The organism is Bifidobacterium sp. ESL1118 (assembly GCF_058505595.1).
Genome location: NZ_CP196371.1, coordinates 628134 through 642988, shown reverse-complemented (window position 1 = coordinate 642988; position 14855 = coordinate 628134). Strand labels below are relative to the sequence as shown.

Here is a 14855-nt window from a genome sequence, read left to right as displayed (position 1 = left end):
ATATGAGCATATGGCCAAGGCACCGACACGAGGTATCCGCCGAGCACCACAACGATGAGAACCCTAATCAAACAGACACCATGGGGGTCCGAGTCGGCCCACATGCGAAACCTTGGCGCAACCGGTTCATGCCTTTGGCGGTGCTCATCGCCATCTTGGCCATCATCGCCGGCGCCATCATCGTGACAACCCTGACCAGAGCCCACGTTTCGCTCGACGACGGCACAGTGTGGGTCACTTCGCTGAAGGACCAGAAAGCGGCACGATTCAACGTCAGGCTCAATGAAGCAAACGGAAGCGTGACGGCAAGGACCCCTAGATTCGACGTAGCGCAGAGTGATGAAAACACTGTGCTCATAGACGGCAACCATGCCCAGAACATTCTTGCATCCACTTTGGGTTCGCACGGATCGGGTGAGGTGAAAAACTCCACCACCACTGTTGTCGGCGGCCCCACAGCGGCCTTTATCAATACTTCCACAGGCAATGTGTGGGCTGGGCAAGCCTCAGACATCGATTCGATACATCCGACGACCGCTTCTGCGCAAATGCAATTGGGCGCAGGGGGAAAAATATCCGTGACCGCCAAAGGCACCATATACGGCTACCGACCAAGCGACGGCATGGTGCTGAAAATGGATAAGCCCCATTCCACGCCGCAAAGCATGAAATCCCTGACCGACGGCAAACAACAACGCGCAGATAGCTTCACCGTGGTGGGAGGGGTTCCTGTCATCTCATCTGGACAGACCTTGATATGGCAGTCAGGCAGAGCCACCACCCAGGCGCAAAACACACTGACGCTGCAGGAGGCATCCGTGGACGATCAGCAGCAGGGATGGGCTGCCGCTGCGTCAACCAATGGAATCTTCACCGTGGAGTTCAACCATGACGGCAAAGCCGGCTCCTTCCTGACCGGTGCCAAGGGCGGTCCGGCAACACCGGTTTCCAGCGGCGGCTGCATCTATGGAGCATGGAGCCAATCGGCAAACAACTGTGTACGACTGTGCTCGGCCAACGGGGCACAGAACAGGGACAGCGACGATAACAGAGCGGACATAGGCCGTCTTGACAATTCTCATAAGAACAAGACACCGTTCACCTCGCTGCAATCCGTCTCCCCCCTCTCCCAGCTGGTCTTTCGTGCCAATCATCGACAGGTGGTGCTGAACGATGTGATCAATGGGACTGTGTGGAATCCCAACACTTCCCCGAAAGCCATCAGGATTCAGTGGAAGACGCTGCAGGCCAAAACGATCCGTCCCAACCACAATGACGACAAGTCGGCGAACAACCAGACCCAGTTCAAACCCAGCTGCTCAGCTCAATCGGGTGAAATCAAAGCACAGGATGACACTATTGGGACCAGAGTGGGAGCCCAGCAGATTCTGGACGTGCTGCGTAACGACGAGCAAACGGACTGCGCCGTCATCACCATCTCGAACGTGGGACCCGTGCAAGGGTCCGGGATCAGCGTCTCACCTATATATTCCGGCAGATATCTCCAACTTGACGCCTCTGGCGCCAAGCCCGGAAAAACCGCGTTCACATATGAGATCAACGACGGACGAGGACAAACGTCACAGGCCACCGTGACATTGAGCATAGACGGCAGTGCGAAAAACACAGCACCGTACCAATCTGACACCCCACCTCAATACGATGTGGAACAAGGTGCCGCACTGACCATCAACGTGCTTGGCGGCTTCTGCGACCCGGAAGGCGATCCGATCACCCTCACTTCAGCCACAAGCAAGAACAGCAACCAGGTGGCACTCTCGACACGTGCCGACGGCCAGCTCGTTTTCAACTCCGGCTCGCTGGCCAGTGGGCGCATGGCCGTACAAGTCACAGTTTCAGATGGCCAAGCCACAGGCAATGGAACCATCTATTTTTCCATCAGGCCGGCGAACACCATCCCTGCCCTCATCGATGCCGTCAGCGCCACCTGCAGACCTGGCACATCCACCACGGTGAATCTGAAACCATATGTGCACGGCACCAGCATTCAGCCTCCATCATTGACCGGCGTCGACTCACCTACAGGTACTAAGACCTCGGCCAACGCATCGAATCTTTCATTTACGTTCTCTTCAGACAACCCCGGTGCATACACAGTGCCCTACACCATAAGCCAAGGAGCGATCGACGCGCAGGGACTCGTCAGAGTGACGGTGTTGGCCGCCACCGATGAGAACGCAATACCCATTGCGGCCAACGACGTGGCATTGCTTGGAGCAGACCGGACCGCCATCGTGGAGCCGTTGAGCAACGATGTGGATCCGCTTGGAGGCGTGTTGGCCATCACCTCCGTGCACGCCGATCCAATCTTGGGCATCAAAACAGGGCTTGTGGCCCACAACCGCGTATACATGACCGCCCGGCAGATTCCCACCAAACCGGTGAATGTGAGCTACACCGTAACGAATGCCTCAGGCTCGTCAAAAGGCACCATCGTGCTTCAGCCGCCAACGCTCACCGATTCGAACTCAACACCGAAGGCGGCAAATATCACCGCCGACGTCAGAACAGGTGGCATTATTTCTTTGGAAATCCCCGATCATGTGTCCCACAGCGACGGAACGACGATAAAACTCAGCAATGACCTGCAGTATGACAAGAGTACGTTCAAAGGAGTGGTGTTCGTCTCAGGAGATACGGTACGGTACCAAGCTTCCGAAGAGCCAGGCGTTTACAATGTCACGTACACCGTCCATGACAATCTGGGCAATGCCGCCTCGGCAGTCATTGCCATCACCGTGCACACCAAGAACGCCGAAGCCAAGGCGGCTCCCAAGCCCCGTGACGCCCAAGCCCAAGTGGCGGCTGGGCAAAAGGTCCGCATACCCATCACCATGACGGGCATCGACTCGGACGGCGACGACGACACCCTGCTCGGTTTGGGCAATACCGCTCCAAAACTCGGACGTATCGACGAGGTGGGGGCGAACTACATCGTTTACGAAGCCTATAACGATTCCTCAGGAACCGACACATTCTCCTATGCCGTGGAAGACTGGACAGGACAACGCTCCCAGGCTCAGATCCGTGTCGGCGTCTTCAACAGCTCCACCAACTCCGGCGTCTACGCCCGGGACGACCAAGTCTGGCTGCGCCCCGATAAAAAGGCGACCGTTCCGGTGACGCTCAACGACATCTCGGGAGACAACACCGACCTGCGGCTTTCCAAGAACCTCGAGACTCAGGGCATCGGCGACGCACGGGTGGAAGACAACGCCATCAGCTTCACCACACCGGCGACAGCAGGAACATCGTACATCATCTACACGGTGCACGATAAGGCCGGGCTCTCCGATACCGCCACACTGACCGTCAACTGCGACCCAAAGGCACCCATCAACCCGCCTGTTGCCTATGACTACCGCGTGCCATCCTCCGCAACCATCGACAAGAAATCGGTGGATGTCGACCTTTCACAGTGGATTGCGAACCCTTCGGGCACTGAGGATGAACTGAGCATAGATGTACATCCCTCCGCCAAAAACCATGCCCGCCTCAAAGGCGGCAAGGGTTCGACGACGTTGAGCGTGGACCTTACGGGTGAGGCGCGCAGCGCACCCTACACAGTGACGAACACGACCTACCACGTCACTTCCACAGCCTTTGTGCAGGTGCCCGCATACGGGGTCTTCCCGCCGTCGCTGAGGCCGAAGGCCCCGCCGATCAAAGTCAATGCAAAACAATCGGTTGTCATCAACATTGCGGACTATGTGCGAGTCGGTGCCGGAAAGACGCCGCATATCGACAGGAATTCCATCAGTGCCACGAAGAATGCGAATTCGGAGTTCTTCGTCAACGACCACACCTTGAAGTTCACTGCCGCAAAGAACTACGCAGGCCCTGCATCAATCACCTTCACCGTGGCCGATGGAGTGCAGGAAAAAGCCGCCGACAACCGCAAACTCGGCAACAACGGCACTGCGCAGGCCAAAATCATCAACTCTTCCACGCTTACGCTCCCGATTACAGTCATCGGACGCAATGTGCCGCCACCGACATTCTCCTCTTCAACCGTGCAAGTGGTGGCGGGCGAAGAGACAAAAACCATCGATCTGACGGCACTGACCCACGCGCCAAGCGGCTTGGACGCGGATGAAATGCGATACAGCTATACCGGAGGCGAAATCTCAGGACCAGTCACATCACATCTGGGCTCCGGAGGAAAGCTGACAATACGGGCATCCGAAGATTCACCTGTTGGTCAAATCGTCAGCATCCCCATCTCCATCAAGTACACCAACGGAGTCGTTTCCGCAGGCATCACGGCGCAGGTTGTGCAATCGACACGACCGCTGGCCCAACTCCAGCCGATCCATGTACGTCTGAAGGCCGGGGACTCCCAGAGCGTGGGCGTTCTTTCCAATGCGTACAACCCATTCCCCGGTAAGCCGCTTTCTGTCACCGAATGCAAGGCGGACGATAGCGCCAAGCTTAACGTGAGCTGCGGTTCGGGAGGCAACGTGACGATCAAAGCGGCTGCGGGCATAGGGGCCTCCTCCAATACCGTGGTGGTAAACGTCCAAGATGCCACCAAATCCCGCGAGCGTCAGGTGAGCGGCACCATCACCGTTTCAGTTATCGACAAGCCCGATCCCCCGCTCCTCTCTCCTGTTGCAGGCAGACCTGACGACTCCGCGGTGAATCTATCCTGGACCGCCGGATCTGCAAACGGAAGTCCCATCACCGATTACCTGGTCGAATGGGGTGGCGGCAGCAAATCCTGCGGGGCCGTGACCAGTTGCAACATCACAGGCCTTACCAACGGCACAACCTACAACTTCACCGTAAAGGCGAAGAACGAAGCCGGATGGTCCAAGAATTCGGCGACGGTGAGCGCCAAGCCCGATACGCTGCCCAGCGCCCCCCAAGGAATCAAACTCAATGGAGGCTATCACAGCGTCACCGTGCGTTGGAAGGAGCCAAATTACACAGGAAGCAAGCCCGAACGCTACACCGTCACCATGAACGGCAAAAGGCAGAACGTGGAAGGCACCCAAGCGACATTCGCCTTAAACGACAACGACATCACGGGAAGCTATACGGCCAGCGTGTACGGCACCAATTGGGTCGGAGACGGAGCCACAGCGACATCCTCCGACTTTGGGGGCAATGAGACACCTTGGGGCAACCCAGACCCCACTCAAGTCAGCTTCGTACCCAATGCCGACGGCAGGACCATGCATATCAGTGCCACCCCTGGCAACCTGCGCAATGCAGGCTGCTCGTCCATACGCGTCAGCGGGGCATTCCAAGGGGCAATCTCGTGTGAGGGAGGAGGCGTCTCCCCCGATGCCTCCATCAGACGAAATCAATACAACCGACCCCAAACCATCAAAGTAACACTGACGCCCCAAAAGTCCGGAGCACAGGATGCGACTGCAACATCGACGGCCACCCCAACCTACGCCATACCAAGCGTGCAGAATCTGCACGTAGGACTATCCGGCAAGACCTGCACAGCCACATGGGCCGGCAGAGGCGAATACGACACATTCATCGTCAATGGGAGAGACACCAACGGCACACCCTCATACTCCTACGACATTGCTCCTTGGGCAAGCTGCGGCACAGTCACTGTGGCCCAACGGCTGAACGACACCAACTCAGACCCACAGCATTATGATGCATCCTCATTGGTGTACAAGGTAAAAGCGCAAATCAACAACATCGACGTGCATTGGGGTTCACGACCCGACGAGCTCATCGTGGCCGGAAGCGTACAGGACTGGGGCAAAGGCTCCATAACACTGACCATCACGGACCCAAGAGGAAAGGAGCACGTCAACGCCTGGCCTGTACCGGGCAATGTCATAGACATCTCGCAGTATTCCGACATGACCGGCAAATACACTTGGAAGCTCGACGTGGACGGAGACAACGCCCTCAAGAACAGCGCACGAGGAGACGTGAGCGGCATCAGACCTCGGTCGCCACAAATCAGATCACTCCAGCAAGACGCCGTAGGCAATTTCAGCGGTCTGCACACAGCCAAATCAAACACTACACATACATCAAGCGGCCGGGGCGGCATCGAAAGGGCAATGTTCCAGATCGCAGAGAAGAGAAACCAATGAATGCACAAAACCAAGTACCAGGCCACAATCGCATCAACGACACGGTTGATGACGAAACGCTGCTCTCAATGATCCAGCAGGCAATGCCTCAACCGACCGACAGTGATGAAACACTACAACCAAACCATTCACAAACATCTTCGCATGTACGGCAATCCGACAGGCAAGCCGATAACCCGCGGTATAACAACGATGCAGCCGAAGAGCCACATGCCGCATCGGCGCAGATAGGATCACCGTCGCGGGGTAACCCGCTATCAGACGAAACCATCTACCAGACCACAGCAATGCGAAGGGCAGGGCAGGGCAGACAGAACACTGATCGCCGCAGGAAGACGCCGAACACAAAATCCCCACACCCAGACGGACCCGAATACGCTGCATTTCGCGTCGCCGGGCATCGTCCCCAACCATCACAGAACCGTACACAAACTGATGCCGGGCAGAACCTTGCGCCGACCCGAACCAATGCCACAACGTATCAGGCACCCCTGCCCGACGCATCATCTTCCCCTGATTTTGGCATCATCCCTCCCGCTGATCCGGATTTTCTGACGTTCCAGCAGACGTTTGCAACACTGGGCGACAATATAGGAGCAGTGGTGGTGGGCAAACCATTACCCATCAAACTCTGCATCACAGCCTTGTTGGCGGGAGGCCACATCCTTCTGGAAGACGACCCGGGAACAGGCAAGACGCAGCTGGCCCGGGCGCTGGCCAGTTCGATCGACGCCTCGTTCAAGCGCATCCAGTTCACTCCGGACCTCCTGCCTTCCGACGTGGTGGGCGTAACCTTCTATGACCAGAAAAGCGGTGAGTTCAAATTCCGCCCCGGACCCATTTTCGCCTCCATTGTCCTGGCGGATGAAATCAACCGGGCCTCCCCCAAAACCCAATCGGCCCTGCTGGAGGTCATGGAGGAACAGAAAGTGACGGTTGACGGTGTCACATACGACATGCCTCAGCCGTTCATCGTCATCGCCACCCAGAACCCACTTGAGCAATTGGGAACATACACACTACCGGAGGCACAGATGGACAGATTCCTCATCAAGACCTCGATAGGCGCACCCGATCGCCAGACCAGCATCGAAATTCTCAAACAGGTGGATGTGACCGATCGGGCACGAACCATTTCCCCTGTCCTTTCCGGAGACGACATCAAGGAATTGCGCTCCATACCAAGCGCAGTGCATGTGGACGAACGTATTCTGGAATACATCGAGCGTCTGGTGGAGGCCACGCGCAACAGCGAAAAACTCAAGGCAGGTTCCTCAATGAGGGGTGCCTTGGCACTCACGAGATGCGCAAGGGTTTGGGCAGCATCCAGCGGACGCGGCTACGTTGTGCCTGACGACATTAAAGAGCTCGCCGTCCCGGTGCTTGCGCACCGCATCGTCCTCAACACAGAGACCACGTTCCGCGGGGAAACCAGTGAGCAGATTGTGCGACAGATCCTTCAGACCGTACCTGCGCCCAGCATAGAGGATTGACGATCCCCATGACACGGCTAAAACACGCAACCATCCGCGCACGCAAGATCCTCACCACCGTCCATCGCAAATTGACGGCGTTCATCACACCGTTCGGTTGGCTGGCGCTTGCATTCGGGACGCTCTGCCTGGTGTTGTTTGCAAAACTTCAATGGTATGAGCTCCTTGTAGTCGCTGCCATGGCACTTATGCTGATTCTTTCCGGACTGGTGATGGCATTGGGAAATACGAGGCTGCAGGCACAACTCGACCTTTCAGCCGAGCGTGTGACCGTGGGAGACTCGGTCAGCGTGAACATCACCGTCACCAACCCTGGCCAGGTTCGATGTTCCTCGGCTTGGGGCACCCTGCAACTGGGGGATATCAACGAGGAATTCCACATCCCCTCACTATCCCCCCACGGCAGCAACGATGTGAACATCAATCTCTGCACCGTCCAACGTGCGGTGCTGGGCGTTGGCCCGCTAAGCGTCCATAAAGGAGACCCCTTGGGCCTGATCCGTCATGAACGCTCCATTGCCGGCGATTCCAAGCTGTACATCCACCCGAAAACAGTGCGCTTGGCCCCTTGGCATTCCGGCATAGTCCGTGACCTGGAAGGCACCCCCAGCGGGCAGATCGTGGATGACGACCTCGACTTTTACGGTATGCGCGAATATCAGCCAGGAGATGATATCCGCAACATCCATTGGCTGAGCACCGCAAAAACCGGCCACCTGATGATGCGCCAATATGAAGCCACCAAACGCACAGACACTGCATTGAGCCTCAGCGTCAATGCCACGGATTACGCGAGCGCCGAGGAATTCGAGCTTGCCGTCTGCGTCATAGCTTCGGTTGGGGTCCAATGCCTTGATCAACACAGACCGCTTGCAGCCAGCGCCGGTTCTTCGCGCACAACACCGACCGATGCCTCTGCGCTTCTGGATTGGTGCAGCGGCATCAGCCCAAGCACATCTAGCAAACGCAACATTGCGGTGGACACGCTTGTCGGCAGTCCTGCCTCATCGTTCTATTTCCTCGTCGTCGGCTCCATTGTGGACGAGGATTCGTTGCGTCGCATCGCCGCTCCCCTTCCCCACGCCGCCACCAACATCATTCTTCAGACGAGCCCAGGTGCGAATCGATCCATACGCCAATACGATGACTTCACCTTGGCTCGCCTGGGAGATCTGAACAGTCTTCAATTGATCATGGAGGCACTCTCATGAAGGGCAACGGCGAAGCTTGGGCAGCCGTCACACGCTCGCCGATCGACATACCTAGGTCACAACACTCCCACACACCAGCAATCAAGGTTCAGCCTGGATTAAACCATGGCAGCGTTGCCACGTTGCTGCTTTTCGCCCTGCTCAGTCTCATTGCCTCGCTCAATATGGAAAACGTCTATGGCTCATGGGCCCTTTGGGGGCTTACGGCAGTCGGCTCCGTCGGTTTAGGTGGAATCATCGCCTTAGCCGCTCGCTCTTCGAGTGCAAGCATCTGGGTCCAACTGGCCCTTCTGATACTGGCCCAATTCGTCATCGGACCAATATTGGCACTGAACAGCACCACGCTGGCGGGGATTGTGCCGAGCACACAGACTCTGGTACAAGGTTTCATAGACACCTTTGGATCGTTCAAATATGTCATATCCGTCAACCCTCCTCTGGGATCATCGGGTGGAGGTCTCATGGCCTTATGGACGACGAATCTTTGGCTGGGTTTCCTGGCGAGCGTCATGTCAATCGGCGTCTCACGCCTGTCGATATGCCTCAGCCCGTTACCTGTGTTCGCCAATATGGCGGTAAGTGCATTGCTCGGCACATCTGAGGGGTTGTTCACTGCAGTGCGCGGCGTCGCCATCGCCTTGCTGCTTGTGGTGTGGATGTCCATTCGCCTAGGCCATCTCGAAATGCAACGGCTTATGAGTTCGGTCGTTGTCCTTGCTCTTGCAGCGGGTGTTGCTCTTGGCTCATCGTTCCTGATTCCCGCCGACCGCTTCACCCTGCGCGGAAGCTACGACCCTCCACTCAACCTGCACCAGTTTTCCAGTCCGTTAAGCGGTATGCGGTCGTATGTGAGGTACCATAAAAAGGATAAACTGCTCACGGTCACCGGCTTGCCCGCCGGCACACCGGTGCGCCTTGCAGCCATGGACCGGTTCGACGGGAATGTATGGAACCTTTCCGATTCCAAAAGTGCGGCGGATTCCTCGGATTATCGACGTGTGGGGTCCCGAATCGGGCGGCATGCTGATCAGGCGCGGGGACCGGCTGGAGGAAACGGTACGGCACAGAGATTCACTGCTACATTTGAGGTGCATCAGGGCCTGGGCGAGCAGTGGCTGCCTCTTGCCGGATCTGCGGACGGGGTCTCCTTTACACACGGCAGCAGCCCTGACGAGTTCTATTTCAACTCCTCTACCGACACCGGCATCTATTCCACCGGTCTACACGCGGGGCAACGCTACATTGAAACCGGCGACCTCAAGGCCGAACCCACTGCAGCACAGATCGCCAAATCGCCGATACAGACCACCACGCAGCCCAAAGCCCGCGACGCGCCTGATGCGGCGAGTAAACTGGCCCCGGCTTTGGCCGGTGAACAGACCACAGGAGGGCAAACGGCCCAAAAGCTTTCGGACTCGCTGCAGCGACTTGGATGGTTCTCACACGGTTTGACCGGTGATTATCCGTCATTGCCGGGGCATGGAAGCTACCGCATAGAATCGTTGTTGGGTGAGACCATGGTGGGCGACAGCGAGCAGTACGCCTCCGCCATGGCGCTGATGGCCAGGGAACTGGGATTGCCATCACGTGTGGTGCTTGGCTTCATTCCCAAAGACAAGGACGGGCGGACTTCAAAGTCACGCACCCAAGGCGGACCGTCATCGCAAGGGAACACCAAGGTTTCCTTCACTGGAAACGACATCGAGGCCTGGGTGGAAATCGATCTCAAGAATTGGGGTTGGACGGCGTTCTACCCCACCCCTCGTGAGACAAAGACACCAGACAAAGACCAGGATCCGACGCCGCCCAACCCCAAGAATCTGGTCCGTCAACCCCCGGTGCCTCTCGTCGATCCGTTATACGACAAAATGCAGGCCCGAGAACATTCCGGTGCCAACGGTGACGACGCCAACAAAGGCAACGGCAATTCCACGCTGGGTCAGGTGCTTACCGTGGCACGAACCGTAATGGTGTACGGCAGTCCGGTTTGGGCCCTGGCTCTGATCCGCCTGATTATTCTGGCACTCAAAGCCGCACAAATCGCATCGTTGCGCCGAACAGGCTCTCCGAGGCATCGCATCTCATCTGGATGGAGAGCAATCACCATGGCAGCCACGCAGAGTGGTGCCAACCTTGAAGAAGGAGGCACCAGACTCGAGCAGGCAGAAACAATCGCCCGGTCGCTGGGACTTGATGACTCGCAGGTGGCGCAAGCCGGCCGCGAGGCGGATTGGGCTGCGTATTCAGGTCAAAGTGTTGACGATCATGCCGCCGAAACATACTGGAAGACTGCGGACCGATTGCGCGAACTCATGGTGAGCAACCAACATGGATGGCGGCGCATCCGCACCAAACTTTCGCTCAAAGGCGTGTTGCCTCGCCACAAACGCGCCAAGCTCAGAAAGGCGGACGAATGACCGTGTCTGCCAAAACTTGACAATCCATATTCCAGCACATGCTCTGAAGCGCACACTTCAGCCTGGAAAACATACATGAGCACATACGTCTATAATCGAATGCTGGACGACGGCTCAACGCCTAACACGAAAGGGTCGAAACAGTCATGAATGACTTGCAGATACATATAGCCATGGGCAGCGATGTGGGCAAGGTGCGCCGCACCAACCAGGATTTCGCCTTGAATGCGGATGGATTGTATTTGGTATGCGACGGCATGGGAGGCGGCGTGGGCGGCGAGCAGGCGAGCTCCATCACTGCAGCATCCTTGAAGACCCTCGAATCGCTGCCGGTTCGTTCTCGCGGCGATATTGAGAACGCTCTTGACCTGGCACAACACAAAGTGGAGACTTTGGGCAACAATCTCGGTGGCATCTCAGGCACAACTGTGACGGGCCTAGTACTGCCCTGCCCGGCCACATCCACACAAATCAACGATTCACGGCCATGGTATGTAGTCAATGTAGGAGATTCACGCACCTACCATCTCGATTTCAACGAGCGCGGCTTGACAAAGGCAAACTCCATGTTGCGCATCACAAAAGATCATTCGCAACGACAAGAGGCCATTGATTCGGGAATCATGACACCCGAAGTGGCCAACGCCACCATTCCCCGCAACGTCATCACCCAGGCTGTGGGGGCTCCTGGCGGTATTCATCCCGATTATTTCGCAGTGGATCCCTCCGGCAGATTCATCATCTGCTCCGATGGACTGTATTCAGAGGTGGACGATACGCAGATCGGCATGATCTCACAGGAGCATTCCACTGCGCAAGCCACGGTAGACGCCTTGGTATCCGCGGCACTTGAGGCAGGTGGAAGAGACAATGTAACGGTCATCGTGGTGGATGCGGTTATGAGTACCCCTGACCCTCAGGCACGCTGGAGCGCAAGAAAACTGAACGACAATGAGGACTTGGACTCCATCGCCGAGACATCCTGAGAACGAACGTCGTCGGTCCTCAAACACACTTGCCTGCAATGAAAAGGACCCGCCGAGGCGGGTCCTCCAAAGCAAACTCAACTGCGGAATGATGCACAACACCATCGTTGTCATAAGTAAGTTCTCTGCTATGCAACGTTAAGGTAGTGATTACCTTTGTCTTCTTGTGGGCTTCCGCACTATTAAGTTTTCCTTGTACTTACGATTATCCTCGTTGATGGTTCAACAAGCAAACCAAAGTGCGCAAATGTGCGCAAATGGTAGGAATCGTGCGCTTGTCTCTACCCAACCTTTCTATATGACACATACACGGTGCTCGTCCAGACGACGGAGCCGGAAACCGACCAATTACCATGTAAAGCTCCCTACCTTCGACTAAAATAGGAGCATGGCACAGATATTTGATGCACCTTCAAAGGCAATATTGCGTAAGCAGATAGCAGAGCATATCGCCGAGACCGACAAGGCAGACAGGCGCGAGACCCTTCAAGGCGAGGAGCCTCTGTCAGAAGACCGCTATTTTGACCGTGAGCTGAGCTGGCTCAAATTCAACAAACGTGTCCTTGAGCTTGCGGAAGACCCGGAGCAGCCACTACTGGAACGCGCGAACTTCGCCGCCATCTTCGCCTCGAACCTCGATGAGTACTTCATGGTTCGTGTAGCCGGCCTGAAACGCCGCATCGATTCCGGCATCGCCGTGAACTCTCCCGCAGGGCTGAGCCCACGTCAACAGCTGCGCACCATTGAGGAGACCGCGCACTCGCTGCAAGCTGAGCACGCCGACCAGATAATCAATCATCTGCTGCCCGAGCTGGCCAAAGAGCATATCGTGCTCTTGAGCTGGGACAAACTCACCAGCGCCGAACAGGAACGCCTCTCCCGCTATTACCGCCAGCAAGTGTTCCCCGTGCTCACACCTCTGGCCGTCGATCCGGCACACCCCTTCCCTTATATATCAGGGGGCTCCCTGAACCTTGCCGTCCTTGTGGAAAACCCTGCCAGCGGAAAGACCCATTTCGCCCGTGTGAAGATTCCCGACAACATGAACCGACTGGTACCCGTGGACGACCTCACGGACGAGGAGAGCCGCGAGGAACGCTTCGGCTTCATCACCATGGAGAACCTCATCATCTCTCACCTGGAATCGCTCTTCCCGGGCATGATCATCAAGGAGGCTCGCAGTTTCCGGGTGACCCGCAATGAGGACATCGACGTTGAGGAGGACGATGCCGAAAACCTCCTCAACGCCATGGAGAAGGAACTGCTGCGCCGCCGGTTCGGACCGCCAATCCGTCTGGAACTTTCCGACGCAACCAGTCCGATGCTCTCCCAGCTTCTGGCAAGTCGCCTGCGCGTGAGCGAGGACGAGGTCTATCGGCTTCCCGCGCCGTTGGATGCCACCGTGCTCTACGAATTGCAGGGCATCGACCGACCTGACCTCAAGAACAAGCCATTCATCCCCATCACCAACCGACGCATCGCCACCGTGGAGTCCAGCCGCGCTCAAGACATCTTCGCCGCCATCCGCGAACATGACATCCTCTTGCACCACCCCTACGATTCGTTCTCCACTTCTGTGCAGGCGTTTCTTGCCCAGGCCGCTGCGGATCCGAAGGTCTTGGCCATCAAGCAGACGCTCTACCGCACTTCCAGCAACTCGCCCATCATCGATGCACTGGTCGATGCGGCCCATGCCGGCAAACAGGTGCTCGCCCTGGTCGAGATCAAGGCCCGGTTCGACGAAGATGCCAACATCGCATGGGCTCGTAAGCTCGAGCGGGCCGGAGTGCATGTGGTCTACGGCATTGTGGGCCTTAAGACACACTGCAAACTCTCTCTGGTGGTCCGCCAGGAAGCCGACGGTCTTCGCCGTTACTGCCACGTCGGCACCGGTAACTATAACCCCAAGACAGCGCGCATCTACACCGACCTGGGTCTTTTGACCTGCGATCCCGTGGTAGGCCAAGATGTCGGCCGTCTGTTCAACCAGCTCTCAGGCTATGCGCCAAAGTCCAGCTTTCGCCGCCTCCTAGTGGCACCACGCACAGCTCGTTCCGGCCTCATCAAGCGCATCGAACGCGAGGAGAAGGCCGCACTGGACGGTCACGAGGCCTGGATCAAGATCAAGGTCAACTCCATCGTGGACGAGAAGACCATCGATGCCCTCTATAGAGCCAGCCAAGCCGGGGTAAAGATCGATCTTGTGGTACGAGGCATTTGTGCCCTTAAGCCAGGAGTTCCGGGCTTAAGCGAAAACATCCGAGTGCGCTCAATCCTCGGTCGTTTCCTGGAGCACAGTCGTATCTATGCCTTTGCCAATTCAGTTGGACCGCAGATTGGCGAAGGACCGATTGCAGGTTCTGAGGTCTGGATTGGTTCGGCGGACCTCATGCATCGTAATCTCGACCGACGGGTTGAGGCGTTGGTTCGTATCAGCGATGAGGACCAGGTCCAAACGCTCATTGACTACATCGACCTGCAGATGGCCGACACCACCTCATCGTGGCATATGCAACCAGACGGCACATATAAGCGGCATAACCATGACGAGAACGGCAAGCCATTGGCCGATTGCCAAGAAGTTCTCATCAAGATGCACCAACACGGATAGCGCACCCATCACCCCTTGTCCAAGTAGAGAATAGGCCAAAAC

General features: G+C 56.9%; 6 protein-coding genes. All 6 read left to right on the top strand.

Features of this window, described 5'->3' with window-relative positions; genetic code table 11:
• The first annotated feature begins 80 nt into the window (after window positions 1-80).
• The gene (locus tag ACSYSS_RS02515) at window positions 81-6095 is read left to right on the top strand and encodes an Ig-like domain-containing protein (RefSeq protein ID WP_491704186.1); all 6015 of its coding nucleotides are present in this window, start codon (window positions 81-83) and stop codon (window positions 6093-6095) included.
• An 83-nt stretch (window positions 6096-6178) separates the two neighbouring features.
• On the top strand, window positions 6179-7588 hold the full coding sequence (locus tag ACSYSS_RS02510) for an AAA family ATPase (protein ID WP_491704185.1): 1410 nt from the start codon (window positions 6179-6181) through the stop codon (window positions 7586-7588).
• An 8-nt stretch (window positions 7589-7596) separates the two neighbouring features.
• Window positions 7597-8799: a DUF58 domain-containing protein gene (locus tag ACSYSS_RS02505; RefSeq protein WP_491703920.1), complete on the top strand. Its 1203-nt coding sequence runs from the start codon at window positions 7597-7599 to the stop codon at window positions 8797-8799.
• Entirely contained in the window at window positions 8796-11216 is a 2421-nt protein-coding gene (locus ACSYSS_RS02500) for a transglutaminase TgpA family protein (RefSeq protein WP_491703919.1), read from the top strand. Before ACSYSS_RS02505 ends, ACSYSS_RS02500 begins: the two co-directional genes overlap by 4 nt.
• A 173-nt stretch (window positions 11217-11389) precedes the next feature.
• A complete protein-coding gene (locus tag ACSYSS_RS02495) occupies window positions 11390-12202 on the top strand; it encodes a PP2C family protein-serine/threonine phosphatase (RefSeq protein ID WP_491703918.1) in 813 nt (270 codons plus the stop codon).
• 388 nt (window positions 12203-12590) lie between these two features.
• Window positions 12591-14813, top strand: coding sequence for an RNA degradosome polyphosphate kinase (locus ACSYSS_RS02490; protein ID WP_491703917.1), 2223 nt, complete (start codon window positions 12591-12593; stop codon window positions 14811-14813).
• The last annotated feature ends 42 nt before the right edge of the window (window positions 14814-14855 follow it).